Source organism: Rothia terrae (genome assembly GCF_012396615.1).
Classification (GTDB): domain Bacteria; phylum Actinomycetota; class Actinomycetes; order Actinomycetales; family Micrococcaceae; genus Rothia; species Rothia terrae.
Genome location: NZ_JAAXPV010000009.1, coordinates 70,254 through 96,028, shown reverse-complemented (window position 1 = coordinate 96,028; position 25,775 = coordinate 70,254). Strand labels below are relative to the sequence as shown.

The window sequence follows — 25,775 nt, the reverse complement described above, 5'->3', positions numbered from 1 at the left end:
TTCAAAACCCCGCCTCAACCGAAAGAAAACATCATGAAGTTCTCCACTAAAATCAGCAAAGCAGCAACCTCAGTAGCCCTCATGGCGTCCCTCGCGCTCGCAGGCTGCTCCGCAAACACTACGAACGCGTCAAGCACCAGCACCGTCAGCAGCTCAACCAGTGCATCGGCAACGGCTAGCGCAAGCGCCTCAGAGTCACAGACCGCAACTACCGCCAGCGCAATTTCTTACGACACCCACTACAGCGAAGACGATCTCAGCTGGGACTCATCCACCGAGAAAACTATTGATCTTTCAAACCCCACTGCAACCGACGGCGTCACCGTTGAGAACGGCGTCATTACCATCACTGCCGCGGGCAACTACCGACTCACCGGAACCCTTGAAGACGGTCAGGTTGTCGTCAACACAGGGGACCAAGACCAGGTACGCCTGATTTTGGATAATGCGTCAATCACCAACAAAGGCGGCGCCGCGATTGTGGGTCAGAGCGCCGATGAACTCATCGTCTACACAGAATCCGGTACCACTAACACCGTGACCGACGGTTCAGAATACGCAGCCACCGGCGAAGAGGATCCCAGCGCTGCCCTGTTCTCTAAGACAGACCTGACGCTGGCAGGTGAAGGCTCCCTGAAGGTTACCGGTAACTACAGTGACGGCATCGCAAGTAGCGACGGTCTGGTGATCGCAAGCGGAACCTATGACGTCACCGCAGCCGATGACGGTATTCGCGGTAAAGATTACGTGGACATCCTAGACGGTACTATCACCGTTGATGCCAAGCAGGACGGCATCAAGTCAACGAACGCCACCGACGAGGAGCGCGGCTGGACTCGCCTGACCAACGGCACCGTGACCATTACCGCCGGTGACGACGGTTTCAAGAGCGAGAAGGAACTTGAAATTGCTGGCGGTAAGCTCACCGTTGAGTCTTCGGTAGAGGGTATTGAAGGCCAGTACATCACCGTCAGCGGCGGCGAAACCTCCATTACCTCGTCGGACGACGGCATCAACGCAACCGTCGCTGATACCACCTCTGACACTGAGGACGAAAACACCGCCTCTACGGATTCCACCGCTACCGATACCCAGGCAGCAAATACAACTGATCAGCAGGCAGGCGGCGGCGCACCTGCAGACATGGGCCAGATGCCCGCTGACATGGGTCAGGCACCCGGCGGTCAAATGGGCGGCGGTATGCCCGGCGGCGGCATGGATGAGGTCGTGGACGCCTACATTCACGTAACCGGCGGCGCTTTGACCATTACCGCTGAGGGCGACGGCTTTGACTCGAACGGTACGGCCGAGCTTTCCGGCGGCACTGTGACTGTCAACGGACCTTCACAGGGCGGTAACGGCTCAACCGACGTAGCCGGTGACTTTGTACTCAGCGGCGGAACCCTACTGACCGGCGGTACTGCAGACATGTTCGTGGCTCCCACCGGCCAGGCATACGTTTCAACCACCGATCTTGCCTCGACGGTGAGCACCGGTGACGTTCTGGAACTGCAGGACTCATCAGGAAAGACGGTAGCCACCTACACCGTCAGCGATAAGGGCGCGCAGCTGATCCTGTTCTCCACCGCGTCCATGGTTTCTGGCGATACCTACAAGATTGTGAAGGACGGCGAGACTTTGGGCGAGTACACCGCTCAGTAAGGGAGGCAGCTGCCTCTTTCAAAACAAAGGCCAGTAGCTCATATGTGAGGGGAAGGCACAAGAAGACCGCCGCGAGAAGCTGCGGTCTTCGCCTCTTTAAAAAGAGCAAATGCCTGCACGGTGATGTCTTTTAAGTATGCTCAGAGTGCAATAAACAGTTAAAAACCCAACGAAACCCACCAATTCACTGTGGTTTATAGCAATTTAGCGTAACTGGGCGAGCATATAAGAAAAAAACCATGTACCCTTAACAGACGAAAGACATAAACTGGATTCTGGCTAGAGGTGTGTGCGTCGCACATTTAGCTGGACGCGATGGATAAAGAGGGGGTCACGCCATGGGGCGCGGCCGTCAGAAGGCTAAAGCAACACGGCAGGCTCGGGAGATGAAGTACTTCAGCCCCGAGACCGATTACTCCGCGCTTGAGCGCGAGCTGAGTAATGCCAAGAGTAGTTACTCCAGTAAGCCGTCATCTTCTTACTATGATGACGACGATGATTATTCAGAGTACGTTGACAAGTACGCCGACGATTACTCAGATGAGAGCTAACCCCTTATAGGGTTTATTTCTCGTACCCTCACTTATAACCCCGCACCGTGCACGGTGCGGGGTTAAAGTTTCTTAAAATGCGGGTGGAATCTTATCCTCCATGCCAGAGACAGTGAGCAGCGAGCTGGGATCGGGGCTGGCGTGAATCGCTTTGTGAGCGAAGCGAACCAAGCGAGAGGGACTGCTCGCTGCAGCTGTTTCTGGTGAGATAATAGCCCCTCACCCCTCTTCTAAATCTTGTCGAAGTCGCCGTGGGCGTAGGCTTCTTGAATTTCGTCCATGCGGCCGTTGTGCGCCATTTCTTCTAGTTTTTCTTGTGAGAGGTTGGCGAGTTTACGTTCGGTCTGGTTGAGTTTGCGGTTGGCCTCGACGACGGTGGTGGTTGCGGGAATACGTTCTGTCTCGTAGTTGCAAAGTGCCTGTACCAAATCGCCGTCTACTGCCGTGTCGCCCATGTAGGTGGCTAAGGTGACGGCATCGCGAATAGCCTGCGAGCCACCGTTAGCGCCAATGGGGTACATCGGATGCGCGGTGTCACCGAGGAGGGTCACGCGTCCTTGTCCCCACGAGGCGAGCGGTTCGCGGTCAACCATGGGATATGACAGCACATCTTCTGCTCCTGAAATCATGGTCTTGATATCGAGCCAGTCAAAGCCCCAATCATCGAAGTAGGGGAGCACATCGCTGGGGTCGGTAGGAACGTTCTGCGTTTCTCTCTCGCTGACCGTCTTACCTTTTGACTGCGGGACCATAGCAACCCAGTTGATGAGCGACTGACCTTCTTGTTCTGCCTCGCGAGAGATAGGATAGGTCAAAAATCGTTTGGCATCTTCACCGTAAACGAGAACCATGGAACGTCCGGTTAGGAAGGGTTTTTGAGCGCGGTAAGTTCCGCGGAACATGGTGGTACCTTCCCAGTTATTGGTGTTCGCGTCCGGGTGGAAATTCTTGCGCACTTTGGAGTGGACTCCGTCGGCACCGATGAGTACCTTGGCGGCGTAGGTGACCGTGCGGTCATCGTGGTGGCGGTCGGTGACCTCAACGAGTACGCGTTCGGCATCTTCAGTAAGGCTTTCAACCTGCTGACCTGTCAGGACGCTGTCTTGGGGCAGACGCTGTTGCACGGCGTCGAAAAGCATCATCTGTAACTTGCCGCGATGAACGGAGAACTGCTGCTCATTTTCTGAAAAATGACGATGCGCCAAGGTCGTTTCTGATGTGGTCATATACAAAGATTCTGCGGTGGGATTGCAATGTTTTCTAGTTGCTCACGCAGGTTCATCTCGGTGAGAGCATCCGCGGCTTGCAGCTGAAGATTGATGCCCACGCCCAAAGGTTTGGGCTCACGAGTGCTTTCAAGCACCAACGCGTTGATACCGTGCTCGTGAAGAGCGAGAGCTGCAGTTAAACCGCCGATTCCAGCACCGGCAATAATGACATCTGCTTGACGAATAATGTTCTCAGCCACGATAAAACCTTTCAGTATGAGGGCATTTGTCTTCTCGAACGCTACTCCGTTCACAGTCAGTAAAAGTGGGGTATCACGGGATTCTGCAGAAAATAGGGTAGCCAATGCACAGTTCTGGTTCAGGACGCGCTTACACAGTTGAAACATAGGTTTATCTAGTGTCAGACATGGGTTGCCCCGCGAATCTATAGATATGACTTCGCAGAACAACTTCTCAGACCCTTCACAGACCCCCTCAAACGCGCATCCAGCAGCCGAACAGCCCTCATCCGGATCACAGGCCGCAGGCGCCAAGAAAGGTTTGTGGCAGAAAAAGACCACTCGTCGCACCGCTTTATTTGGCGGACTCGGTGTACTGGGCGTCGCCGGTGTGGGTGGCGGCTGGGCTTATAACCGATACCTCGCCGAGCACACCGAAATCTCAGACGTTGCAGCCTACGAAGCGCAGCAGGCATCGGTTACTACCTCAGCAACCGCGTCCAGCACCGAGCTTACCGGCGTAGCACTCACTGAAAACGGTCTCACCGCTGATCAGGGATCAATTACCCTCAACACCATCGTGACGGGTAGCGGTAGCGATCAAATCACAGCGTATTCCGCAGAAATCATTCTCGATGACCAAACACTGCTGCGCTCCGCTTTTGCCAATAACCAGTTTGGTCTCAACATCATCGACGTACCCTCAAGCATCGCCTCTGAGCACAACGGAATCTGGGCTGTCAACGGTGACTACTACGGATTCAGAGAGACCGGCATCGTGGTGCGCAACGGCGTGGTCTACCGTGACTCACCGGCGCGTGAAGGCCTCGCCTTCTATAAGGATGGCACCGTAAAGGTCTACGACGAAACCACCACCTCAGCTCAGACTCTGGTCGATGAAGGCGTATGGAACACCCTCTCCTTCGGTCCGTCGCTGCTGAACAACGGTGAAATTATCGACGGTATCGATTCAGTAGAGGTCGACACCAACTTTGGTAACCACTCAATCCAGGGCGAGCAGCCCCGCACAGCTATCGGCGTCAAAGACAAAAACCACCTCATCTTCTTAGTGGTGGACGGCCGCTCAGAAGGCTATTCGCGCGGCGCAACCATGCCCGAACTGGCACAGATGCTCAAAGACCTCGGATGCACCACCGGGTACAACATCGATGGCGGCGGCTCATCCGTCATGGTGTTCAACGGCTCGCTCGTCAACAACCCCCTGGGCAAGGGCGAAGAACGCGGCACCTCAGACATCCTCTATATCGCTGGCTCAGTAGCCTAAAGAAGCCGGAGGGAAAACCCATGATTATTATGATCCCAGCCTACAAACCAGACCATTCATTGGTAGCGCTGTGCACCGAACTTGCCGATGAAGCGCAGAGCAGAGGCGCCTGCATCGAACTTTTGGTCATTGACGATGGATCAGGCGCTGAATTCGCGCCGATCTTTGACCGCGTTCGAAACACCGCAAGAACCCCCGTGACGGTGCTTGAACTACCTGAAAATCGGGGCAAAGGCGGGGCACTGCGGGCTGGGTTCGAGTGGGTACAGCTACATCATCCCGGTCAAAGCGTCGTCACCGCGGATGCTGACGGCCAGCACCTTCCTGCCGACATCCTGACGGTGGGGGCGGCAACGGAAAGCTACAAACTCATAGGAACCAGCGCCATCGTGCTGGGCGTACGCACCCTCGACGACCAGAAAACAAAGGGACAAAAGGTACCCTTGCGCTCGCGCATCGGAAACACCGCAACCATTGGTTTTTTCGCCCTTGCAACAGGACACAAAATAGCCGATACGCAGACAGGCCTGCGCGGTTTTACTCCCGACGTGCTCGACTGGGTGATTAGCGTTCCCGGTAACCGCTACGAGTACGAGTTCAGCACCCTGCTGCGAGTCACCCGTACCGATATTGTGCTCGATCAAGTACCCATCGTGAAGGTCTACGAGCCGGGCAATCCCACCAGCCATTTTCGCCCCGTACGAGACTCGCTGCGAATCTATGCTCCGCTGATTATCTTCCTCGCCGCGTCCTTTGCCGGTTTTATTACCGATACCCTGGCGCTACTCTTTTTGGTTTCGTGCGGTCTGAACATTATTGCGGCTGTTGTGGGTGCGCGTATCTTCTCTGCCAGCATCAACTTCGCCATCAATCGTTGGGCGATGCACGACGGCGGCAAGCGTCCCAACACACGCTCATCGGTGGTGCGGTACAGCGTTCTAGCGCTAATGCTACTTGCCCTGAACGCTGGCCTGCTCGAGGCTCTTACCTGGGCTGGTATTCACCTGCTCGTTGCAAAAATCCTGGTAGAACTTACCCTCATCCCGGTCAGCTTCGCCGTACAAAAACGCTGGGTCTTCAGCGCCGCATCCTCGGTGCAGGCAAAGCCAAAGAAGCTTGCGCAGCAGCCTGAGCACCAACGTATCAAGGTGAGCGTTTATCCCCTCTAAAAACGTGAAAGCCCCGCTGACAATGGTGTCAGCGGGGCTTTCATACTTTTGAGCGGCGAAAGGGGTTACTTGTACTGGTTGAGCAGCACTGCAGCGCCGCCGTCTACGCCCTTAGCACCCTGAACGTAGTCAGAGTTATTCTTGTGCTCACCGTTATCAGCCTCAACAGTGCCCAAAATCCATGAGGGCAAACCACGCTTGTTGAGGCGCTCAACAGCAGCATCTGCAACTGAAGGATCAACAACAGCGATCATGCCAACCCCCAAGTTCAGGGTGCGCTCAAGGTCAGCCTGAGGTACTGAACCGAGATCACCAATCAGCTTGAAGATTGCCGGGATTTCCCAGGTCGAGCGGTCAACAAGACCAACAGTGCCCTGGGGCAGGACGCGAGCCAGGTTAGCTGCCAGGCCACCACCGGTGACGTGCGAGAAGCCGCGGATACCTGAACCGGTCTGACCGTCTTCACCGTTGACTGGGAAAGCTTCAATAAGATCGAGGCAGTCAGCGGTGTAGATGCGGGTGGGAACGAGCAGCTCTTCGCCGATGGAACGGTCAAAGTCTTCAACATGGCGCTCGTAATCCCAGCCAGCAACAGAAAGTACCTTGCGAACCAGCGAGTAGCCGTTGGAGTGGATGCCGGAGGATGCCATAGCGATCAGAACATCGCCTTCGTGCACGCGCTCGGGGCCAAGCAACTCGTCAGCCTCAACGATGCCGGTAGCAGCACCAGCTACGTCGTACTCGTCCTCAGCCAAAAGACCGGGATGCTCAGCGGTCTCTCCACCGACCAGCGCGGTACCTGCCAAAGAGCAACCTTCTGCAACGCCGCGAACGATATCAGCGATGCGCTCGGGCACAACCTTGCCGGTTGCAATGTAGTCGGTCATGAACAGGGGCTTAGCACCGGTGACAACGATGTCATCAACCACCATGCCCACCAAATCCTGGCCGATAGTGTGGTGGATATCGAGCTTCTGCGCGATAGCAACCTTAGTGCCCACACCGTCGGTTGAAGTAGCCAGGTAAGGCTTCTTGTATTCCTTCAGCGCGGTGAGATCAAAGAGGCCCGCAAAGCCGCCTACGCCACCAACAACACCGGTACCGTGGGTCGCCTTGATAGCGTCTTTCATCAGCTCTACTGCGCGGTCGCCGGCTTCAACATCAACACCTGCACCCGCGTAGGTTACAGCGTTTGAGTTTTCAGTCATTACTAATAGTTCCTTTGAAATGTGGTGGGTGGTAGTTAGCGTTTGTCTTCGGGAAGAACCAGTGACTCAAGGTCTGAATCAGGGCCCGGATCGCAGGAACCGTGCTCTTCTTGTTCTTCTACCCCTGCCTCGTGCACCTTGTCTTCAAGAGCCTCGGTTCCGGGGCGGGTATCGATTGAAACCGCGTGAGCGTGCTCGGGCTTGTGCGGTAGCGGACGCTCGACAGTGACCTCAGCGGCGGTGCCTGAGAGAGGACCACCTGCCTTATCGCCATCAAAAACGTTCTTGCCACGCTCGTGCGTCGGAATTTCTACCGGGTATTTGCCGGTGAAGCACGCGGTGCACAGGTTCTCGCGGGGCTGCTCGGTAGCGGCAATCATGCCGTCTTCTGAGATGTAACCCAGCGAATCTGCGCCCAGCGACTCACGAATTTCATCGATTGCCAGGCCGTTAGCGATCAGCTCTGAACGGGATGCAAAGTCAATGCCGTAGAAGCAGGGCCACTTAACAGGCGGTGAAGAGATACGAACGTGTACCTCTTTAGCGCCGGCTTCGCGCAACATGCGCACCATCGCGCGCTGGGTGTTGCCGCGAACAATGGAGTCATCAATAACAACCAGACGCTTGCCCGCAATCACAGACTTGAGCGGGTTGAGCTTGAGACGGATGCCCAGCTGACGGATAGTCTGTGACGGTTGGATAAAGGTACGGCCAACATACGCGTTCTTCACAACGCCGTTACCGAAAGGAATACCTGATTCTTCGGCGTAACCAATAGCTGCCGGGGTACCTGATTCGGGAGTGGGCATGACCAAATCAGCTTCTACATGGTGCTCACGCGCCAACTGGCGTCCCATCTCAACGCGGGACTCATAAACGCTGCGTCCGCTAATGGTGGTATCAGGACGAGCCAAGTACACGTACTCGAACACGCATCCGGCAGGCTTAGCCTCAGCAAAACGCTGGGTGCGCAGACCGTCCTCATCGATGGTAATAAACTCACCGGGCTCAACTTCACGAACGTAGGACGCGCCCACAATATCGAGTGCCGCGGTTTCGGATGCGACAACCCAGCCGCGCTCCAAACGTCCCAGAACCAAAGGGCGAATACCCTGCGGGTCACGGGCTGCGTACAGGGTGTTTTCGTCCATGAAGGTCAAGCAGAAAGCGCCTTTGAGAATGGGCAACAAGTCGAGCATTGCTTCTTCAAGAGAGTCAAAATCGTGCTCAGCCAGAAGCGAGGTTACCAGCGCGGTATCGGTGGTGTTACCCTGCGCAATCTCACCACGAGTAGGAGCCTCGCCACCATTCTTTTCAAGAACGCGCTCGTAAAGCTCAGCAGAGTTGGTGATGTTACCGTTGTGCGCAAGTGCCAGGGTGCCGTGCGGGGTAGCGCCAAGCGTCGGCTGTGCATTAGCCCAGTGCGAAGCGCCGGTCGTGGAGTAACGGCAGTGACCGATAGCCATGTGACCGGTCAATACATTGAGTGTTGATTCATCAAAAACCTGAGACACAAGACCCATGTCTTTGTAGATGCTGATGTTGCCACCGTTGCTGGTTGCAATACCCGCAGATTCCTGGCCTCGATGCTGAAGAGCGTACAGACCGTAGTAGGTCAGTTTCGCAACGTCTTCACCGGGTGCCCACACGCCAAAGACGCCGCATTCATCTTTGGGGCCGTGGTCAATAGGGTCAAGGTCGAGGGAGAGTTTTCCATCAGGACGAGCCAATTGTTGCCATCTTTTCGCTGTTGGGGTGCAGATTTTGAACTAGACGTGAGAACTTTCTTTCCTCCTCAGTAAGAAGGTGAAGTGTTCTACAGCTCATGATTGAGTGTACCGGCTGTTGCCGGTGTTGCCGTGTAGCCACTTGAGCCGTGACACGTAGCGTCATGAGCTTACGTGACTACGCGGAAGAATCTATTAAAACAAAAAGCCTCGGCGTAGGGGTACGACGAGGCTGATGCTTAGTCTTCGGGTACGGCGCGGTAGGTTCGTGCGCGCTTGAGAGAAATTTTGTCGAGCACGAGCGCCAAGAGTGCGCCAAGAGTTGCGCCGATAGTGCAACACACGAAAGCCATGACTCCGAAAATTGCGGAGAACGTGTATTTTTCTGACCCTGGATCAAACCAGGTAAGCAAAAATGCTGCGATGAGACCGAGAAGCACACCGGTGATAATGAATGCCGCGATGGACGGTGCCACACGGTAGCTGACGGTGCGCTCAGATGCGCCCTGTGTTGCGGGGCGGGATGATGAGGACGCCTGCGCAGAGTTCTCCGCAGAAACGGATGCTGGCGCAGAGGAATTAGTGGGCGAAGTGCTCATGCATACAAGGATAACAGGTGAGCGTAGCGCCAGGCATCTGGGATGCGGGTGGATCTTGCTCTTAGCTTTGACGATGCGCGAGAGGGGATTTGTGTTGCACTTTTCAGGTAAAAAGTGCAACACAAATCCCCTCTCGCGAGTTAAAAGGGAAAAGTTAGCGGTACATTGAACATATGAGCCACGCATCACATGAACCTGAATCACCTCAAGAGCCCTTCGAACGCGATGGGCCACTGGACCTCAACCCGTGGGAAGCGAACGACCCAAAAGGTACTTATGCGCGTCCCGACGCTGAACCAGCACCGGCGCATATTCGCAGGCTACGACTGCTCGTTGCGGCCGTCGTTGTGTTGAGCGCAGTTGCGCGGGCCTTCCTCACAACACCGGGAGATCTTCATACCGACAGCCTTTTTGCCAGCTTGTTTCCTCTCATCCCGTTGCTGATGTCTACCGCACCGATCGTCAAGAACACCACCCAAATTCAGGTGGCAGCCGGCGACTTAGGTAAACGAGGCTGGCAGAAAATGTACAACAAGTTCCGCATTTTCTATATTCTTTTTGCCCTCGGCGTGACGCTCATGATGTTGGTCTTCTGGCTTCTGAGCGGAACCGGGCAGCCGATAGGTAAGGTGCTGTTTTCGGTGTTTAGCCTGGGATCGATGATTCTCATGTTCATCGGTGTGCGCGCTCTGCAGAAATCAGCGCAGAAGTACTCAGATGAGCTGTGAGAGACAAGCCGCCGGAGGCAACAAAAGACGAGCCTGGCTAAAATTTACCCGGTTTTGTGCAAGTTACCCGAGAAAATCAGGTACAAAGCACGAAACCGGGTAACTTTTTACCTGAGTAGCTAAATCACCGGCAAAAAATCGCTCAGGTCACTTCGCAAGCCCGATGCCGAGACTTTCGCGCTCGCGTCCTGCCAGCTTATAGTGCCTAAAGCCAGTGAGCACCACGTCAAAGCGTCAGTCTCCACAACATTCGGGGGAGTGCCGCGCGTATGACGCGGGCCCTCCACACACTGCGTGACGCCAAAGGGCGGCACACGCACTTCCACCGAGTTGCCCGGCGCTAAAGTGGCAAGCTCCTCCAGCAAAAACCTGACGGCAGTAGCACGCACAGGACGCGATAGCTCAGCAAAAGAGGTCGCCGCGTCCTCGCTTTTCAGTGCTGCACGAACAGCGTGGACAGCGGCAACACCATCGTCCATAGGTACCTTGCGCTTAATTGCCACTAGCCCACCTCCAGCTCATCGAACGCTGAGCCCAGGCGAATCTCACCGACTGCCTGCGAGCCACCGAGTACCGGGCGCATGACGATGCAAGCAATACGATCCGCCTCAGACCGTTCCACAAAGCCCGCGCGCGCCAGTAGCTCTAGGGCAACCAGTGCAGTGGGACGCGATGAACCATCCAGCATCTTTACAGCCACTGATGCGCCAGAACGCAACCCGATGCACAGCACGCCTTCAGCGCCGCCCTTGACGATGCCGTCCAGCTGCTCGCTCATCACAGTATTAGTCTTGCCAGGGCCCTGCACATACTCGGGGTAGTCCACCATTGCGGTGGCAACGGTTGCCACGCGAGCATCAGCGCGAATATTCTCAATACCTGCGCCAAGAGTTGAATAAGCCCTCGCCAGTCCCGTCAGCGAAACTGCTGCCAGAGGAGCGCCGCATCCATCAACGCCAACGTGTGCAACTGGCTCGCCGGCGAACTCCGCAATGGTTTCTAGAACTAGTTTCTGCAAGGGGTGCTCTGGCGAAAGGTAGGACGCGGTGTCCCACCCGCTTTTTACGCATCCCCAGAGAAATGCTGCATGCTTACCGGAGCAGTTAAAAGCCAAACGCTGCTTGTCATGACCGGCGCGCAATAGGGCGTGGAAGCTCGGCTCATCGGCTGGCCACGCAGGCGGGCACTGAAGGGCACCGGCGGTGAGGGAGGCTTCTTCTAAAATCGCCTGAGCAATTTTCATGTGCTCAAAAGAGCCGGTGTGAGAGCCGGATGCGAGTGCGATTTGCGCGCCCTGAAGCTCGGCTCCGGCGTTCATTGAGGCAATAGTCTGAAAGGGTTTGAGCGTGGAACGCGGAAAAATCGGCGTCTCAATATCTCCCACAGCAAGTGCCACCGAACCATCCGGTGCCATAACAATGGCTGACCCCACATGGCGGGACTCAACGAAACCGCTACGTTCTACGGTGGCAAGTTCTACGGCTGATTCGGGGGTAAAAGTCTGCATAAAACCAGTATTCCACGAGCGGTGTTCAAAAGCGCATTTGATGATTTGCAGATTCGGTAACAGCGCAACTCACAGGATGCCGGCACGCGGCGTGTTCTTGCGAGGTCTAGAGAATTGAGGGAGATAGAAAAGCGTCCGTCCACCTTTGTATAAGGTGGACGGACGCTTTCAATTCGGTTTCAGCTAGAGCTTTCTAGCTGAGGAGCTGATGCTTAGGCGCGTACTGAACCGTTAGGCTCATCGGTTGCAGACTCACCGGTGAGGTGCTTACCACCTGCGGGGTAAGTAGCATCCGCTGCGTTTTCGCGTTCAGCTTCTTCTTCGAGCTTGGTGCCCTCGACATCGAGATCGGGAATGATCTTATCGAGCCACTTCGGGAACCACCATGCCTTTTTGCCGAGCAGATACATGAGCGCGGGAATCAGCGTCATGCGGACGATAAAAGCATCGAAGAGGACGCCTGCCGCCAGCGCGAAACCGATGGACGCGATCATCGCTTCACCTGAGAAGACGAAGCCGAGGAAGACGCCGGTCATAATCAGTGCAGCTGCCACCACAACCTTGGAATTGTGGTTGAAGCCGATGATAACTGACTTCTTAGCGTCGCGTCCGTGGGCGTAGGCTTCGCGCATGCCTGAGACCAAGAAGACCTGGTAGTCCATAGCGAGGCCGAAGAGGATGCCCACTGCCAGAATCGGCAGGAACGCGAGGATCGGTCCGGGGGTGTGCACGCCGAAGAGTAAGCCCATCCAACCCCACTGGAAGATCGCGGTGGCTGCGCCGAGCGATGCCAGCAGTGAGAAGAGGAAGCCGATGGTTGCAGTGAGCGGCACCAGAATGGAGCGGAAGACCAGAATCAGCACGATGAGTGACAGACCCATCACAATGCCAACGTAAATCGGCAGAACCTTGAAGAGGTTCTCAGAGATATCGACTGCCATTGCGGTCTGGCCGGTTACGCCGAAGGTGATGTCACCGTTGTCTGATGAGACCTTGAGATCGCGCAGGTTGTGCACGAGCTCGGTGGTCGACTCCGCGTTGGGGCCTTCTGTGGGCGTGATCTGGTAGAGCAGCATGGAGTTGTCATCAGCAATCTTTGCGGGAATAACTGCATCAACGTTGGGCTGCTGTGCCAATTCTTGGGCTACTGAAACCTGCAGGTCCTTAGCCTGTTCAGCGGTGGTGCCGTCGGGCAAATCTGCTGCTGCAACAATCGGGCCGTTGACGCCTTCACCAAATTCGTCTGCAAGGGTGACGTATGAGGTGTAGGCGGTGGAGTCCTGCGATTCGCTGGTTGCATCGGGTAGACCGAGCCGCATGGACGCAACCGGTACCGCTACCAAGCCGAGTAACGCGATGGACGCGAGAATAGTGGCAATCGGTGACTTCAGGATGAACTTCAGCCAGCCGGTCGGCTTTTCTTCGCGAGCCTGCGCAGCTACATGAGCTTCTTCGAGCTCGGCCGCGGTGTAGTTTTCGCGGTCTGCATTGTGACGCTGAATTTCTGCCCAGCGCTTCTTGCTGACGATGCGGCGTCCTGCCAGCGACAGGACGGCGGGGCCCAGCGTGATAGCAACGGCTACCGCCATGAAGACTGCGAATGCTGCGGCGTTACCCATAACCGAGAGGAAAGGAATGCCCACAACGTTCAGCGCAAGCAGAGCGATAATGACGGTGATGCCGGCGAAGACAACTGCGCTACCTGAGGTTCCCACTGCCATTGCGATGGACTTGCGCATGGGCATGCCCTTGGCAAGGTTGTTGCGGTGGCGGTTGAGAATGAACAGGGTGTAGTCGATGCCAACAGCCAGACCCAGCATGGTGCCCAAGGTCGGGGTGGTTGAGGTCATCTCAACGGCGCCTGAGAGAGCCAAAGTGCCCAGGGTTGCAGCGCCAACACCAACGATAGCCATCAGAATCGGCAGACCAGCTGCGACCATAGAGCCGAGCATAATCACAAGAATAATCAGTGCAATCAGAATACCGATGATTTCGCCCGTGGGCTTCATATTCGGCATCTGCTCTTCCATGTTCTGGTCGTAGCTAACCTTGAGACCAGCATCAGACAGAGTGTCGAATGAGGAACGTGCATCGCTGAGAGTCTCGGCGGGAACAGATCCTACCTTGGCGTCAAAGGTTACGCCTACAACACCGGTAGAAGAATCATCATTGACCATGACGGCGTCAGATGACATATCCATCAGAGCCTTGTTGCGGTCAATCTCTTTCTGGCCGTTATCCAGCTCAGTCTTACCGGCCTCAAGCTTCTCGCGGTTCTGGTCAATCTCAGTCTGACCAGCATCCAGCTCAGCCCACTGTTCCTCAGTGGGAACAAAGTTCTCTAGCTGCTCGCGAGCCTGATCCAGCTGCTTCTGACCATCGTCCAGCTTCTGCTTGCCCTCATCGAGCTGCTTCTGGCCGTCGTCAATCTGCTGCTGACCGGCTTCAAGTTCAGCGCGCTTAGCATCGATTTCCTGCTGTGTAGCGTCTACCTCTGCGTACGCCTCTTGGGGTGCGTTAGCTTCTTCAAGCTGCTTGCGGCCTTCATCAGCCTGACGCTGAGCGTCCTCTAGCTGAGTCTTACCGTCCTCAAGCTCCTGCTTTTTAGCGTCGAGCTCGTTCTGCTTTTGATTCAGCTCATCACGGTTTTTATTCAGCTCGTCCTGGTTCTTATTGAACTCATCCCACGCTTCTTGAGGAGCTTCGCCAGCTTCAAACTTTGCGCGGGTTTCATCAATTTTCGCCTGGGCTTCATCCAGCTGCTTTTCGCCGTTAGCGGTCTCGGTGCGGCCCTGGTCAATCTTTGCCTGGGCTTCATCCAGCTGCTTTTGACCGTCAACCATCTGCTGCTGGGTTGCAAAAGGATCGCTGACGCTGGTGACGCCATCGATGTTGCCTGTCTGTGTGGCGGCGTCTGCTACAGCTTTCTTCTGCTCATCGGTGAAGGCGGAGCCGTCTTCAGTCTGAACGATGACCTTACCATTGGCGGAGTTGGCGTCCATATCAAAGACGTCTTTGAGCTGCTCCTGGACGAGTGCAGCTTCGGTGCCCGGAATTGTGATTTCATCGGTGGTCTCACCCTTGAACGCCGCGAAAGCGCCGCCGATACCGGCGAGGATGAGAGCCCAGATAAGTACCACTGCCCAGGCACGGCGAGCTGCGAAGTCGCCGATCTTGTATAAGAATTTAGCCATTGAGTATCTAGTTTCTTCGTGTACTTGTAGTTAAAAACTTGGGTTTACAGGGTGGGTTTACCCTGGTTGACCTGCTGGATCGCCCACTTGAAATGCGGGATGAACTCTTCGATATCCGGCATTGAAAGGGGGTTGTCGGTATCGCAGAGGGTTTCACCTCCGCGGCCAAAACCAGCTCCCAGCGCGAAGGTGAGGTTGTGCAGGTAAATGCCGATTTTGTAGCGCTGATCCACTGTGAGTTGGGGGAACTCTTTTTCAAGGCGTTCCATTCCGACGACCGATGCACGCATCAGCAACTGGAAAATGTTCTCTGCTAAGAGCCGATGGTTCTGCTGAGCCATTGCCGAGGCCAGCGTGAAGTACTTATTGAGCGCGCTTTGCACCTCGGGTTCAAGGATGCTCGCTAAGAACTTTGCTTCGATTGCATCGGGCAGATCTTCTACCTTTTCAACGTGGAGTTGTTCTTCGTGTGAAAAGCAGTCCGAGTTGAAGAGTGGGGTTATATACTCGGTAATTCGAGCAATGAGGATGTGATCGATATGGCTGAAGTGGTTGAAGATGGTGCGTTCTGAGACGCCTGCTTTTTCAACCAGCGCCTTGGTGGTGAGTGCCCCGATACCGTCTTCGGTGACGAGAGCTTCTGCCGCATCCAAGATTGCTGTGCGCGTAGCAAGAGTGCGCGCTCTGCGTTTGTCGAGGGTGTGGGACGGTGGTTTAAGCATGTATTTACAGTAACTGCAATTATGCAGAAACTGCAAACAGTTTGTGGGTGCGCTTTGTCACTGACAAAACCAAAGAGCAGAACTTATCAGCCCAGCCCCTAAATCCCAATGGCTTCATGCCGGGTGCTCCCGGCGTCACACCGAGCGCATCCAGCCCGATTTTAAGGGGATAAATCCACACTCGCGGCGTGCAAAAGTTACTAAATCGTGACCCCACCCGGTAGCCTAGAAAAATGAAGGTTTTGGTACTTGGCCCCGGCGGGCGAGAACACGCAATTATCCGAGCACTTAAAGCAGATTCAGCGGTCACCGAGGTGCATGCGGCACCCGGCAACGCAGGTATTGCTCAGGACGTAACCACCCACGCAATCGACGCTAACAACCCCCAAGAGGCAACCAAAATTGCTCAAGAACTCGCGGTAGATCTTGTGGTTGTTGGCCCCGAGGCTCCGCTTGTAGCTGGCGTATCAGACGCACTGCGAGACGCCGGCTTTGCTGTCTTCGGCCCATCCAAAGCAGCAGCAACTCTTGAAGGTTCTAAGGCATTTGCCAAAGAAATCATGGCGGCGGCTGAGGTTCCCACTGCGCTCGCACACGTTGCAACCACCGAAGAAGAAGCAATCGCTGCGCTGGATGCTTTTGGCGCGCCCTATGTGGTGAAGGACGACGGTCTGGCAGCCGGCAAGGGCGTTGTGGTGACTGAAGATCGCGATGCCGCAACCGCTCATGCCAACGCTTGCTTTGCAGCTGGTGGCTCTGTTGTCATCGAAGAATACCTAGACGGCCCCGAGGTTTCTCTCTTTGTGCTCTGTGATGGCACTAACGTCCTTCCGCTGTCACCGGCGCAGGACTTCAAGCGCATCTTTGATAACGACGAAGGCCCTAACACCGGTGGCATGGGTGCATACACCCCGCTCCCGTGGCTACCCGAAGGCTTTGTCGAAGAAGTTGTTGAACGCGTAGCTCGACCCACCATCACTGAAATGGCTCGACGCGGCACCCCCTTTGTCGGTGTACTGTTCTGCGGTCTTGCTGTGACCAAGCGCGGCGTTCGCGTCATCGAGTTCAACGCTCGTTTTGGCGACCCCGAAACTCAGGCTGTTCTGGCTCGCCTGCGCACCGGACTGGGCCAGTTGCTCATGGCTGCTGCTAAGAACGAGCTGGCAGAAGATATCGCCCTCGACTGGGACCTGCGCACCGCTGTTGATGTTGTCATGGCAGCGGAAAACTACCCCGATACTCCCCGCAAGGGCGATGTTATCTCGGGCCTTGATGCCGCTAACGCGTTGGATGGTGTTCACGTTGCTCACGCTGGCACCGCAGAAAAAGACGGCGAAATCATCACCGCAGGCGGACGCGTCCTGGCAGTTGTAGCGCTCGGTGATGACCTCGCATCCGCGCGCGAGCTCGCCTACAAGGGTATTGACGCTATCTCATGGGACGGCGCTCAGTACCGTAAGGACATAGCACTGGCAGCGGCTGAAAACCGCATCACTGTACCGTCAGCAGACTCATAAAACTTTGCACCCGGTGGCTTCAGGCTCATGCTTGAAGCCACCTTTTGATTCCCCGCACCAAAACATCATTTTCAGGAGAAACCCCATGCCCCACAATCAGTCCATCGAGATCGCAGGCTGGAAGCACATCTATTCCGGCAAAGTACGCGATCTCTACGTACCCAACGAAGACCGCCTTGAAGCAACCGGCACCGTCATTGACGACGACGCCGAGTTGCGCGCCGGCTCTGTTATGGTTGTCGCATCCGACCGCATTAGCGCGTTCGATAAGGTTCTGCCCACCGCTATCCCCGACAAGGGCAAGATCCTTACCCAGATGTCGCTGTGGTGGTTCGATCAGCTGAAAGACGTTCCCAACCACGTGCTTTCAACCGACGTGCCCGAAGAAGTCGCAGGCCGCGCGATGATCTGCAAGTCGTTGAACATGTTCCCGATTGAGTGCATTGCGCGCGGTTACCTGACCGGTTCTGGTCTGGCCGAGTACAAGAAGACCGGTGAAGTCTACGGCCACCCGCTTCCTGATGGACTGGTTGACGGTTCACGCCTAGAGACCCCGCTGTTTACCCCCACAGGTAAGGCAGAAGTGGGTGAACACGACGAGCCCATCACCTACGAAGAAATGTACGCGCAGGTGGGACAGCCCATCGGTGAGCGCCTCACCGAACTCACCCTGCACGTTTACTCAACCGCTGAAAAAATCGCTCGCGAACGCGGTATCATTCTGGCTGATACTAAGGTTGAGTTCGGCTTGGATTCCTACCGCGGTGAAATCACCTTAGGCGATGAAGTTCTTACCCCTGATTCATCTCGCTTCTGGGATGCAGAAGCGTGGGAACCCGGTAAGTCGCAGGCAAGCTTTGACAAGCAGTTCATCCGTGACTGGCTAAAGTCAGACGCATCGGGCTGGGACGGCCACTCAGCACTGCCTCAAGCGCCCGAGGATATTGTTGAAAAGACCCGTCAGCGCTACGTTGAAGCATACGAGCGTCTGACCGGAGAAAAGTTCAGCGCATAACTCTTTTCTCATACCCGCGAGGGGTCAGTTATCGTTCAAAAACCCTGATTTTTGAACGATAACTCACCCCTCGCGGTCTTAAAATTTGAGTGATTTTTTGTAGAACCACATGATGTGCTCTTCGAGCAACTGGCGGGCGTCATTCCCGCGACGCTTTACTACCGCATCCAAAATTCCGTGATGCTGCTTTTGCAGCTCTTCTTTGACAGACACCCAATCATCAAGACGAGGTACGGCTTCTTGCACATAGCTAATTGTGGCAAGACGCAAAGAATCAATCACGGTTTTCATCACGAGATTGCTGCCCAGCGCAGCAATCTCAAAATGAAAACGGGTGTCGCAACAGTGAAAACGGTCATCGCTGATGGTTGGCGAAGCCATCTCGTTCAGGTAGTCGCGTGCCCGATCTAAAGCCGCGTCGCGTTCTGGCGAGTCAGGTGCCTGGGCGGCCTCAATAATGGCAGGGCCTTCAAGGTGCAGACGCGTGTTGATGACGTCTATAACCGGTAGCGACTGAGTGGCAATATGCATACGAATAGCCCATCCCAAAGCGGCAGAAGGCTCTGAAATAACCACAGCACCGGACTTCGGCCCGGATCCCACACCGCTGCGAATCAGCCCTACCGCATCCAGCACTCGTAAGGCCTCACGCACGGACGCGCGCGAAATACCGTACTGCTCAGCTAGGACGCGTTCGCCCGGCAATCTGTCGCCAACACTGAGATCGCCGCTGCGCAACCGGCATTCCACGGACTCCAGTAACAGGGTAAAGGACTTTTCCTTCAAATCGTCACACTCGCTTTTATTATCGCCATCAAAAAATCGGCGCCTCCTGAAATATTCCAGAAAGCGCCGATCAACTCAAATTTTACCTAGCGGTGAGGTCTTAGAGAGTAACCATCCAGTGAAGAATGTTGCTCTGCAAGAAGACGAGAACACAGATAGCTGCAAGCAGTACCAATGACCACGGTAGAACTGACTTGAAAATCTCTGACTCTTTGCCTTCCATCTCAACGGAGGTAGCGGCGATAGCCAGTGACTGCGGTGAGATCATCTTGCCAACAACACCACCGGTGGTGTTAGCAGCCAGAAGTAGCTCGGGAGTTGCACCTGAAACACCATTGGACTGCAGGTGCTCTGCTGCGGTGACCTGAAGCTTGGAGAACAGTGCGTTCGCTGAAGTGTCAGAACCGGTAACAGCGGTGCCAACCCAACCCAGAACGGGCGCGAGCAGGGCGTAAATGGTGCCCAACGATGCAACGTACTCACCGATAGCAACGGTCTGACCGGAGTAGTTCATGACGTACGCCAGAGCCAGCACGCATGCAATGGTCAGAGCAGTCCAACGCATACGGTATGCGGTGGTAAAGATTTCTTTAATAGCATCGCCGAAGGTGAAAGCGTAGCGACCCTTTTCATTGAAGATCAGGTACAAGACAGTCACAATCAGACCGGCAATCAGAAGCAGGGTGCCGGGGTTGTTGAGCCACGCGAAAGAATATGAAGAATCAACAGGCTTACCTGCGCCGTTGATCAGGCGCTCTTTCAACAGGGGCATCTGAATCTTCACGTTAGTTGACTTGAGAGCCGCAGGAATTGCCTTGCCCAGATTAGCCAAGCCGAAGATCGCCACAACGATTGCATAAGGCATCAGCGCCATCCAAATACGCATACCGGTGAGTTCACCAACGGACGCAGGAGTAGCCGCACCCAGGCCGTAGCGCTCGCGAACGCCCTCAACACCGCGGGGCTTCCAGAAGCGCAAGAAGGCAACAGCTACACCGAGCGAAACGATGCAGGCAATGACGTCGGTGAGCTGGTATGCAAAGTGAACCGCTGCCCACCACTGAGCAATCGCAAATGAGCCGCCAATAACAGCTGCGGGAACCCAGGCGTCCTTGAGGCCGCGAACGCCATCAAGAATCCAGAGCAGGATGAAGGGGACAAAGAACGCGAGGAAGGGAGCTTGGTGTCCAACAACCGCAGCGATGTGCGCAGCATCCTTGCCGCCGACCTCACCAGCGGTGGTGATCGGAATAGCCACAGCGCCGAAAGCAACGGGCGCGGTGTTAGCAATAAGAACAGTGGTAGCTGCCTTAAGCGGCTTAACACCCAGTGCCAGAATCATGGTTGCGGTAATCGCAACGGGTGCACCAAAACCTGCCAGTGCTTCGAGCAGACCACCAAAGCAGAAAGCAATCAGAATTGCCTGGATGCGAAGATCGCCGCCGCCGATGCGGTCAAAGGTGCGTCGCAGGTCTTCAAAACGACCCGATACAACGGTGACCTGGTAGAACCAGATTGCCATGAGAATAACCCAGACAATGGGGAACAGGCCGTAGATACCGCCGCGGACTGCGGACATTAAAGAAAGATCCAGCGGCATCTTGAAGCCGATGACAGCAACCAAGATAGCGACAGCGAGCGAAACGATTGCTGAGGTGTGGGCGCGTGCTTTAACGCCGAGCAGCATGATAAAGAACGCGAGCAGTGGCAAAACTGCCACCAGTGCGCTCAATGCGAGGCTTCCGCCCACCGCATCGGTATGCGCGGTGAAAGTATTCATCGTAGGTACTCCTGAAGTGGAACGTTGCACTCTCTTAGCTTCTGAGCGTTACTGCAGTGCTTCGTCGCGCTGAAGTTTGTGAGGTGCACACGGGTTGGTCTTCACAACTGTGGTCAGACCAATAACAACTAACCAAACAATACATGATGCAGCTCACGATGTGAAAGTTAGGGTAAAGAAAACTTTTACCGATTTGTGACACCTGCTCTGCGGGTGCAGAGGGAGTGGGATTGCCTATGCAACCTAGCTTCCGGCGGCTTTTGAAGAGATGCTGGATATTTTTCAAAGAAAATCTTCCTACGGTGGTAACTCGTGGCGTGAGCGTGGATTCAGGCATAAAAATATGCGCTAATCCGATGGCCTTAAATGCTCCTCTTTAGTGTTAAATAAAAATTAGAAATTATATGTTTTGCATGTATTGTGTGTTCTTTCCATAGATCTTTTTCACGGGTGTCAGTAGATTTTGTGAACCTGAAGCCTGCTGAGCATCGGTAGTGAAGAAGCAATCAAAAGATACAGGACGCGCAACACCAGATGAACGGAAGAGGCGAACATGCGTATTGCACTATTTTCAACGTGCATTGTTGATGGCATGTATCCGAAGGTTGCCAAAGCAACCGTAGATATTCTTGAGCGTTTGGGGCATGAGGTTGTTTACCCGCAGGGCCAGACCTGCTGCTCGCAGATGCACGTTAACTCGGGATACTTCGACGATGCCTACCCGATTGTTAAAAACCACGTGGAATCCTTCGAGGAATGGGATTTCGATGTAGCTGTTGCACCCTCGGGCTCATGCGTCGCATCCTTGGGACACCAACAGCCGATGATTGCAGAGCGCAAGGGCGATGACGACCTAGCACGACGCGCAAACCAGCTGGCATCACGCACCTTTGAGCTCTCAGAACTTCTCATTGACGTTCTGGGCATTACCAATGCAGCCGAGCAGCTTGACTCGTACTTCCCAGAGCACGTAACCTACCACAGCTCATGCCACGGTATGCGTCTGCTGGGTCTGGGTACTCGTCAGTCTGACCTCGTGCGCACCGTTGAAGGCATTCAGTACACCCAGGTTGAAGGCCTTGACCAGTGCTGCGGCTTTGGCGGCACCTTCTCATTCAAGAACGCTGATACATCAGGCGCGATGGTCGAAGACAAGGTCGCGAACATTGAGAAGACCGGCGCATCCGTATGCACCGGCGGCGACGTCTCATGCCTGATGAACATTGGCGGCGCGCTCTCTCGCAAGAACTCAGACGTGCAGACCATTCACTTCGCTGAAATTCTCGCGTCCACCAAAGAAAACCCCCTGAAAGTCAACGGTCCCGTATCACTGACCGGAGGTAGCAAATAATGTCTGTAACTCAGCTCGGTATGCCCCAGGTGCGCCACGGCGTCGGCAACATCTTCGAAACCGAACCCTTCCCCAAGTACGCAGAACGCGAGCTCAAGAATGAGCAGCTTCGCGCGAACCTGGGCTTTGCTACCCACAAGATTCGCGACAAGCGCGCGGCTGTCACCGGTGAGCTTCCTGACTGGCAGGATCTGCGCACCGCGGGTTCAATGATCAAGCAAAAGGTCATGGCTAACCTTGACACCTACCTCGAAGAATTTGAGCGTAACTTCACCGCTCGCGGTGGCCACGTGCACTGGGCACGCGATGCGCACGAAGCTAACGAGATTGCACTCAAGCTCATTCAGGCTGAAGGCGTTGACGAAATCATCAAGATCAAGTCGATGGCAACCGCTGAATCAGGTTTGAACGAGTACCTCGAAGAAAACGGTATCAACGCGATCGAAACCGACCTCGCTGAAGAGATCGTGCAGCTGGGCGATAACGACCGTCCTTCGCACATTCTGGTGCCCGCAATTCACCGCAACCGCACTGAAATCCGCGATATCTTCCGCAAGAAGATTGAGGGTGTAGACCCCAACCTGTCGGACGACCCCGCAGAGCTGGCAGAGGCATCACGCTTCCGTCTGCGCGAGAAATTCCTCTCCACCAAGGTCGCTGTCTCAGGTGTTAACTTCGGTATTGCTGAAACCGGCACCATGACCATCGTCGAATCGGAAGGTAATGGCCGCATGTGCCTGACCCTTCCCGAAACCCTGATTACTTTCATGGGTATCGAGAAGATTCTGCCGACCGTAGAAGACTACGAAGTGTTCTTGCAGCTTCTGCCCCGTTCATCAACCGGTGAGCGCATGAACCCCTACACTTCTACCTGGACTGGCGTTACCCCCGGCGACGGTCCCCAGAACCTGCACGTGATTCTTATGGACAACGGCCGTACCGCGGCTTTGGCTGATGAGGTCGGACGCCAGGCACTGCACTGCATCCGTTGCTCGGCATGTATGAACGTCTGCCCCGTCTACGAGCGCGCGGGCGGTCACGCGTACGGCTCAACCTACCCCGGCCCCATCGGTGCGATTCTCTCACCGCAGCTGGGCGGCATCGAGAACGAGTTCAACTCAACTCTGCCCTACGCATCATCACTGTGCGGCGCCTGCTACGACGCTTGCCCCGTCAAAATCAACATCCCCGAGGTGCTCGTGCACCTGCGCGGTAAGGATATTGACGCGAAGAAAGCAAAGAAGAAGCAGATTCCTACCCAGATGGACGGCCTGATGTTCGGCGCTAAGAAGCTGTTCTCATCGGGCAAGCTCATGGCACTGGCAGAAAAGGGTCTGCCGATGTCCAAGCTGGTCACCGGTAAGGATCACAAGATTTCTAAGCTTCCCGGCTTGGTAGGCGGCTGGACGGACTACCGTGATATTCCGGAGCCCCCGGCACAGTCCTTCCGTAACTGGTACAAGAAGGAGCGTCCTTCAGAGACCAAGCGCGTTGCCGGTGAACGCGTTGATATTGATGCGTTGATCGCGCAGAACAAGAACAAGGTTGCAGAAGCACATGCTGCAGCTGAAGTTGCTGCTACCGATAAGCCCGCACCGAAGACTGAGGAGACCAAGTAATGTCTGATGCAAAGGCAGAAATCCTAGGCCGTATTCGTTCTTCGCTGTCTGATCATCCGCAGCCTGCTGAGCCTATTCGCAATTATCGTAAGGTTTCAGATAAGAGCCAAGCTGAGGTTCTTGAGATGCTGATTGACCGTTTGGTTGATTACAAGGCGAACGTTTTTGAAGAGACTGAGGAAACCATTGCGCAGCGCATTGCTGAGCAGCTGGGTAAGTCTTCTCGCTACGTTGTTCCTACCGGACTGAAGAATGAGTGGCTGCCTGAAGATACCGCGGCTCGCACCCGCATGGTGGATTCTGGCAACGACCAAAAGTCAGGTGCGTTGAGCCTTCGCGAGCTGGACGCTGTTGATGCGGTTGTTACCTCATCCACCGTCTCCTGCGCTGAAACCGGCACGATTTTCTTGACATCTCAGGAAGATGAAGGACGCCGCGCTATTACCCTGGTGCCCGATCACCATATCTGCGTGGTGCCGCTGGATACCGTGGTTGAGCTGATTCCTGAGTCGATGCGACGCGTGGATTTCAACAAGCCGGTGACCATGATTTCCGGCCCGTCAGCGACCTCCGATATTGAGCTGATTCGTGTTGAGGGCGTGCACGGTCCGCGTACTTTGGACGTCATTATCCTCAAGTAATTCTTGAGCATGTAAAACCCGTCCCTTGTCTGTTGTTGCAGATCAGGGGCGGGTTTTTTCTTAAAAACGCGAGCAGTACAACCCGGTTTGAAAAGATTCACAGGCGCATTATCTACATTTCGAGCAGCGGGCTGTATACGCTTAAAGCTCCTAATAGCTCCTCTTCTTGAGACAAGAAAGAAGCCAGTCTATGAAGTACGCTACCGGCCGTATTATCGGTATTGACCTTGCGCGTTTTGTGGCGCTTGTGTCTATGTTTGTGGCGCATACAGCGCCGAGTGCCGGGCCGGGCGGTGTACTAACTCTGAGCGAGTTTTTGACGATGCCGCTGTTCGCGGCTTTGCTGGGTGCCTCGGCATACCTGTCGTTACAGCACATGAACATGACCTTTTTGTTCGCGTCCTCTGTAGTACGAGGAATTGTGCTGATCGCGCTGGGTATGTGGCTGGACACCTGGGGTGCTTCCGTTGACATTATTTTGCAATACTTTGGTGTGCTCAGCATTGTGGTGGTGCCGCTGGTGCTTGCTCCCTCCTGGGTTCTAGCTGTTATTGCCGCTGTAATTACGCTGGTAAACCCCTACGTGCTGACGTGGGGGAGTAACCTCAACCGCGAACTCGTTCTTGAAGGATCGTGGCTGCAATACCTAGCGAACTGGACAGTCGCAGGCTCTCATTACCGCGTCTTTACCATGGTGTGCTGGGCAGCCGTGGGGATCATCATTGCCCGCGGGATGCAGCGCTGGGGAGTTTGGGGCGACCTCGGTCTTGCACTGGTGGCAAGTGCGGGCGCCATCGCAATTTACCTATACACGCGTCCTACCAGTTCACTGATGGTGTACTCGGGTGCCCGACTCGAGGTTTTCTTCAACATTCTTGCCGCAGCAGCAGCTATGGGATGGTGCGCTCTGGTTGCTCGTGCTTTCAGAGCTAAACCGCAGGTGCTGCAGCCCTTGACCGATACCGGGTCGATGACGCTGTCACTGTACGTGCTGCAAATCGGTATTCTCGCTGCCTACATGAAGTACGCGCCAAGGTACGGTCTGCCGCTGAGCGATGACTCCTGGTGGGTGATGAGCCTTCTCATCGTTGTAGCAATTCTCTTTGCGGTTCTGTGGAAGCGCTTGCTAGGTGCAACCCCTCTGCACCGCGGACCTTTTGAAAGCATCCTTGCTGCCTTGACGGGACGCGGCTAACCACCAAATTAGTTGACTAACCTAACCATTCGTATACTTTCTGCTAGTGTCGAAGTACACCTACAGACATAC

At 55.1% G+C, this 25,775-nt stretch carries 22 protein-coding genes; 11 read left to right on the top strand and 11 right to left on the bottom strand.

Features of this window, described 5'->3' with window-relative positions:
• Positions 1-33: 33 nt before the first annotated feature.
• Both HF984_RS06540 and HF984_RS06535 read left to right on the top strand, forming a co-directional pair.
• A complete protein-coding gene (locus HF984_RS06540) occupies positions 34-1,662 on the top strand; it encodes a carbohydrate-binding domain-containing protein (protein WP_168614873.1) in 1,629 nt (542 codons plus the stop codon).
• A gap of 338 nt (positions 1,663-2,000) precedes the next feature.
• Entirely contained in the window at positions 2,001-2,213 is a 213-nt protein-coding gene (locus HF984_RS06535) for a DUF3073 domain-containing protein (RefSeq protein WP_168614872.1), read from the top strand.
• A 230-nt stretch (positions 2,214-2,443) separates the two neighbouring features.
• On the opposite strand, the gene HF984_RS11725 is transcribed toward HF984_RS06535, so the two are convergent.
• Together HF984_RS11725 and HF984_RS11855 are read right to left on the bottom strand one after the other, a co-directional pair.
• On the bottom strand, positions 2,444-3,439 hold the full coding sequence (locus tag HF984_RS11725; RefSeq protein ID WP_168614871.1) for an FAD-dependent monooxygenase: 996 nt from the start codon (positions 3,437-3,439) through the stop codon (positions 2,444-2,446).
• Complete coding sequence (locus HF984_RS11855) at positions 3,436-3,681, bottom strand: FAD-binding protein (RefSeq protein ID WP_168614870.1); 246 nt, start codon at positions 3,679-3,681, stop codon at positions 3,436-3,438. Before HF984_RS11855 ends, HF984_RS11725 begins: the two co-directional genes overlap by 4 nt.
• Positions 3,682-3,874: 193 nt before the next feature.
• On the opposite strand from HF984_RS11855, the gene HF984_RS06520 reads away from it, so the two are divergent.
• Positions 3,875-4,945, top strand: coding sequence for a phosphodiester glycosidase family protein (locus HF984_RS06520; RefSeq protein WP_168614869.1), 1,071 nt, complete (start codon positions 3,875-3,877; stop codon positions 4,943-4,945).
• 20 nt (positions 4,946-4,965) lie between these two features.
• Complete coding sequence (locus HF984_RS06515) at positions 4,966-6,114, top strand: GtrA family protein (protein ID WP_168614868.1); 1,149 nt, start codon at positions 4,966-4,968, stop codon at positions 6,112-6,114.
• A 65-nt stretch (positions 6,115-6,179) separates the two neighbouring features.
• On the opposite strand, the gene purM is transcribed toward HF984_RS06515, so the two are convergent.
• From purM to HF984_RS06500, 3 genes are all read right to left on the bottom strand, one after another.
• Positions 6,180-7,322, bottom strand: a complete 1,143-nt coding sequence (purM, locus tag HF984_RS06510) for a phosphoribosylformylglycinamidine cyclo-ligase (RefSeq protein ID WP_168614867.1) — start codon at positions 7,320-7,322, stop codon at positions 6,180-6,182.
• Between the two features lie 35 nt (positions 7,323-7,357).
• A complete protein-coding gene (purF, locus tag HF984_RS06505) occupies positions 7,358-9,052 on the bottom strand; it encodes an amidophosphoribosyltransferase (RefSeq protein ID WP_168614866.1) in 1,695 nt (564 codons plus the stop codon).
• 236 nt (positions 9,053-9,288) lie between these two features.
• Positions 9,289-9,648 carry a hypothetical protein gene (locus HF984_RS06500; protein WP_168614865.1) on the bottom strand — a complete coding sequence of 120 codons (360 nt, stop codon included), beginning with the start codon at positions 9,646-9,648 and terminating at the stop codon, positions 9,289-9,291.
• Positions 9,649-9,821: 173 nt separating this feature from the next.
• On the opposite strand from HF984_RS06500, the gene HF984_RS06495 reads away from it, so the two are divergent.
• The gene (locus HF984_RS06495) at positions 9,822-10,376 is read left to right on the top strand and encodes a hypothetical protein (RefSeq protein ID WP_168614864.1); all 555 of its coding nucleotides are present in this window, start codon (positions 9,822-9,824) and stop codon (positions 10,374-10,376) included.
• 119 nt (positions 10,377-10,495) lie between these two features.
• Here the strand turns inward: HF984_RS06495 and HF984_RS06490 are convergent, their stop codons facing one another.
• From HF984_RS06490 to HF984_RS06475, 4 genes are all read right to left on the bottom strand, one after another.
• Positions 10,496-10,879: a sterol carrier family protein gene (locus HF984_RS06490; protein WP_228008157.1), complete on the bottom strand. Its 384-nt coding sequence runs from the start codon at positions 10,877-10,879 to the stop codon at positions 10,496-10,498.
• Positions 10,879-11,883: an asparaginase gene (locus HF984_RS06485; RefSeq protein WP_168614863.1), complete on the bottom strand. Its 1,005-nt coding sequence runs from the start codon at positions 11,881-11,883 to the stop codon at positions 10,879-10,881. The genes HF984_RS06490 and HF984_RS06485 overlap by 1 nt, the downstream gene beginning before the upstream one ends.
• Positions 11,884-12,095: 212 nt before the next feature.
• Positions 12,096-15,077 carry an MMPL family transporter gene (locus HF984_RS06480; protein ID WP_247596497.1) on the bottom strand — a complete coding sequence of 994 codons (2,982 nt, stop codon included), beginning with the start codon at positions 15,075-15,077 and terminating at the stop codon, positions 12,096-12,098.
• Between the two features lie 44 nt (positions 15,078-15,121).
• Positions 15,122-15,799, bottom strand: a complete 678-nt coding sequence (locus HF984_RS06475; protein WP_168614862.1) for a TetR/AcrR family transcriptional regulator — start codon at positions 15,797-15,799, stop codon at positions 15,122-15,124.
• 233 nt (positions 15,800-16,032) lie between these two features.
• On the opposite strand from HF984_RS06475, the gene purD reads away from it, so the two are divergent.
• Together purD and HF984_RS06465 are read left to right on the top strand one after the other, a co-directional pair.
• On the top strand, positions 16,033-17,316 hold the full coding sequence (gene purD, locus HF984_RS06470) for a phosphoribosylamine--glycine ligase (RefSeq protein ID WP_168614861.1): 1,284 nt from the start codon (positions 16,033-16,035) through the stop codon (positions 17,314-17,316).
• An 85-nt stretch (positions 17,317-17,401) separates the two neighbouring features.
• Complete coding sequence (locus HF984_RS06465; RefSeq protein ID WP_168614860.1) at positions 17,402-18,331, top strand: phosphoribosylaminoimidazolesuccinocarboxamide synthase; 930 nt, start codon at positions 17,402-17,404, stop codon at positions 18,329-18,331.
• 78 nt (positions 18,332-18,409) lie between these two features.
• Here the strand turns inward: HF984_RS06465 and HF984_RS06460 are convergent, their stop codons facing one another.
• Together HF984_RS06460 and HF984_RS06455 are read right to left on the bottom strand one after the other, a co-directional pair.
• Positions 18,410-19,117 (bottom strand): FadR/GntR family transcriptional regulator, encoded by a 708-nt coding sequence (locus tag HF984_RS06460; protein WP_168614859.1) that lies wholly within the window; start codon positions 19,115-19,117, stop codon positions 18,410-18,412.
• 100 nt (positions 19,118-19,217) lie between these two features.
• Positions 19,218-20,897 (bottom strand): L-lactate permease, encoded by a 1,680-nt coding sequence (locus HF984_RS06455; protein WP_168614858.1) that lies wholly within the window; start codon positions 20,895-20,897, stop codon positions 19,218-19,220.
• A gap of 553 nt (positions 20,898-21,450) precedes the next feature.
• On the opposite strand from HF984_RS06455, the gene HF984_RS06450 reads away from it, so the two are divergent.
• From HF984_RS06450 to HF984_RS06435, 4 genes are all read left to right on the top strand, one after another.
• Positions 21,451-22,248 (top strand): (Fe-S)-binding protein, encoded by a 798-nt coding sequence (locus tag HF984_RS06450; RefSeq protein ID WP_168614857.1) that lies wholly within the window; start codon positions 21,451-21,453, stop codon positions 22,246-22,248.
• Positions 22,248-23,867 (top strand): LutB/LldF family L-lactate oxidation iron-sulfur protein, encoded by a 1,620-nt coding sequence (locus HF984_RS06445; protein ID WP_168614856.1) that lies wholly within the window; start codon positions 22,248-22,250, stop codon positions 23,865-23,867. Before HF984_RS06450 ends, HF984_RS06445 begins: the two co-directional genes overlap by 1 nt.
• Complete coding sequence (locus tag HF984_RS06440; RefSeq protein ID WP_168614855.1) at positions 23,867-24,508, top strand: LutC/YkgG family protein; 642 nt, start codon at positions 23,867-23,869, stop codon at positions 24,506-24,508. The genes HF984_RS06445 and HF984_RS06440 overlap by 1 nt, the downstream gene beginning before the upstream one ends.
• Before the next feature lie 190 nt (positions 24,509-24,698).
• On the top strand, positions 24,699-25,703 hold the full coding sequence (locus HF984_RS06435; RefSeq protein ID WP_168614854.1) for a hypothetical protein: 1,005 nt from the start codon (positions 24,699-24,701) through the stop codon (positions 25,701-25,703).
• The last annotated feature ends 72 nt before the right edge of the window (positions 25,704-25,775 follow it).

Coding starts and splice junctions, on each gene's coding strand:
- HF984_RS06540 (WP_168614873.1), top strand. CDS start 34: ATGAAGTTCTCCACTAAAATCAGCAAAGCAGCAACCTCAGTAGCCCTC.
- HF984_RS06535 (WP_168614872.1), top strand. CDS start 2,001: ATGGGGCGCGGCCGTCAGAAGGCTAAAGCAACACGGCAGGCTCGGGAG.
- HF984_RS11725 (WP_168614871.1), bottom strand. CDS start 3,439: ATGACCACATCAGAAACGACCTTGGCGCATCGTCATTTTTCAGAAAAT.
- HF984_RS06520 (WP_168614869.1), top strand. CDS start 3,875: ATGACTTCGCAGAACAACTTCTCAGACCCTTCACAGACCCCCTCAAAC.
- HF984_RS06515 (WP_168614868.1), top strand. CDS start 4,966: ATGATTATTATGATCCCAGCCTACAAACCAGACCATTCATTGGTAGCG.
- purM (WP_168614867.1), bottom strand. CDS start 7,322: ATGACTGAAAACTCAAACGCTGTAACCTACGCGGGTGCAGGTGTTGAT.
- HF984_RS06500 (WP_168614865.1), bottom strand. CDS start 9,648: ATGAGCACTTCGCCCACTAATTCCTCTGCGCCAGCATCCGTTTCTGCG.
- HF984_RS06495 (WP_168614864.1), top strand. CDS start 9,822: ATGAGCCACGCATCACATGAACCTGAATCACCTCAAGAGCCCTTCGAA.
- HF984_RS06485 (WP_168614863.1), bottom strand. CDS start 11,883: ATGCAGACTTTTACCCCCGAATCAGCCGTAGAACTTGCCACCGTAGAA.
- HF984_RS06480 (WP_247596497.1), bottom strand. CDS start 15,077: ATGGCTAAATTCTTATACAAGATCGGCGACTTCGCAGCTCGCCGTGCC.
- HF984_RS06475 (WP_168614862.1), bottom strand. CDS start 15,799: ATGCTTAAACCACCGTCCCACACCCTCGACAAACGCAGAGCGCGCACT.
- purD (WP_168614861.1), top strand. CDS start 16,033: ATGAAGGTTTTGGTACTTGGCCCCGGCGGGCGAGAACACGCAATTATC.
- HF984_RS06465 (WP_168614860.1), top strand. CDS start 17,402: ATGCCCCACAATCAGTCCATCGAGATCGCAGGCTGGAAGCACATCTAT.
- HF984_RS06455 (WP_168614858.1), bottom strand. CDS start 20,897: ATGAATACTTTCACCGCGCATACCGATGCGGTGGGCGGAAGCCTCGCA.
- HF984_RS06450 (WP_168614857.1), top strand. CDS start 21,451: ATGCGTATTGCACTATTTTCAACGTGCATTGTTGATGGCATGTATCCG.
- HF984_RS06445 (WP_168614856.1), top strand. CDS start 22,248: ATGTCTGTAACTCAGCTCGGTATGCCCCAGGTGCGCCACGGCGTCGGC.
- HF984_RS06440 (WP_168614855.1), top strand. CDS start 23,867: ATGTCTGATGCAAAGGCAGAAATCCTAGGCCGTATTCGTTCTTCGCTG.
- HF984_RS06435 (WP_168614854.1), top strand. CDS start 24,699: ATGAAGTACGCTACCGGCCGTATTATCGGTATTGACCTTGCGCGTTTT.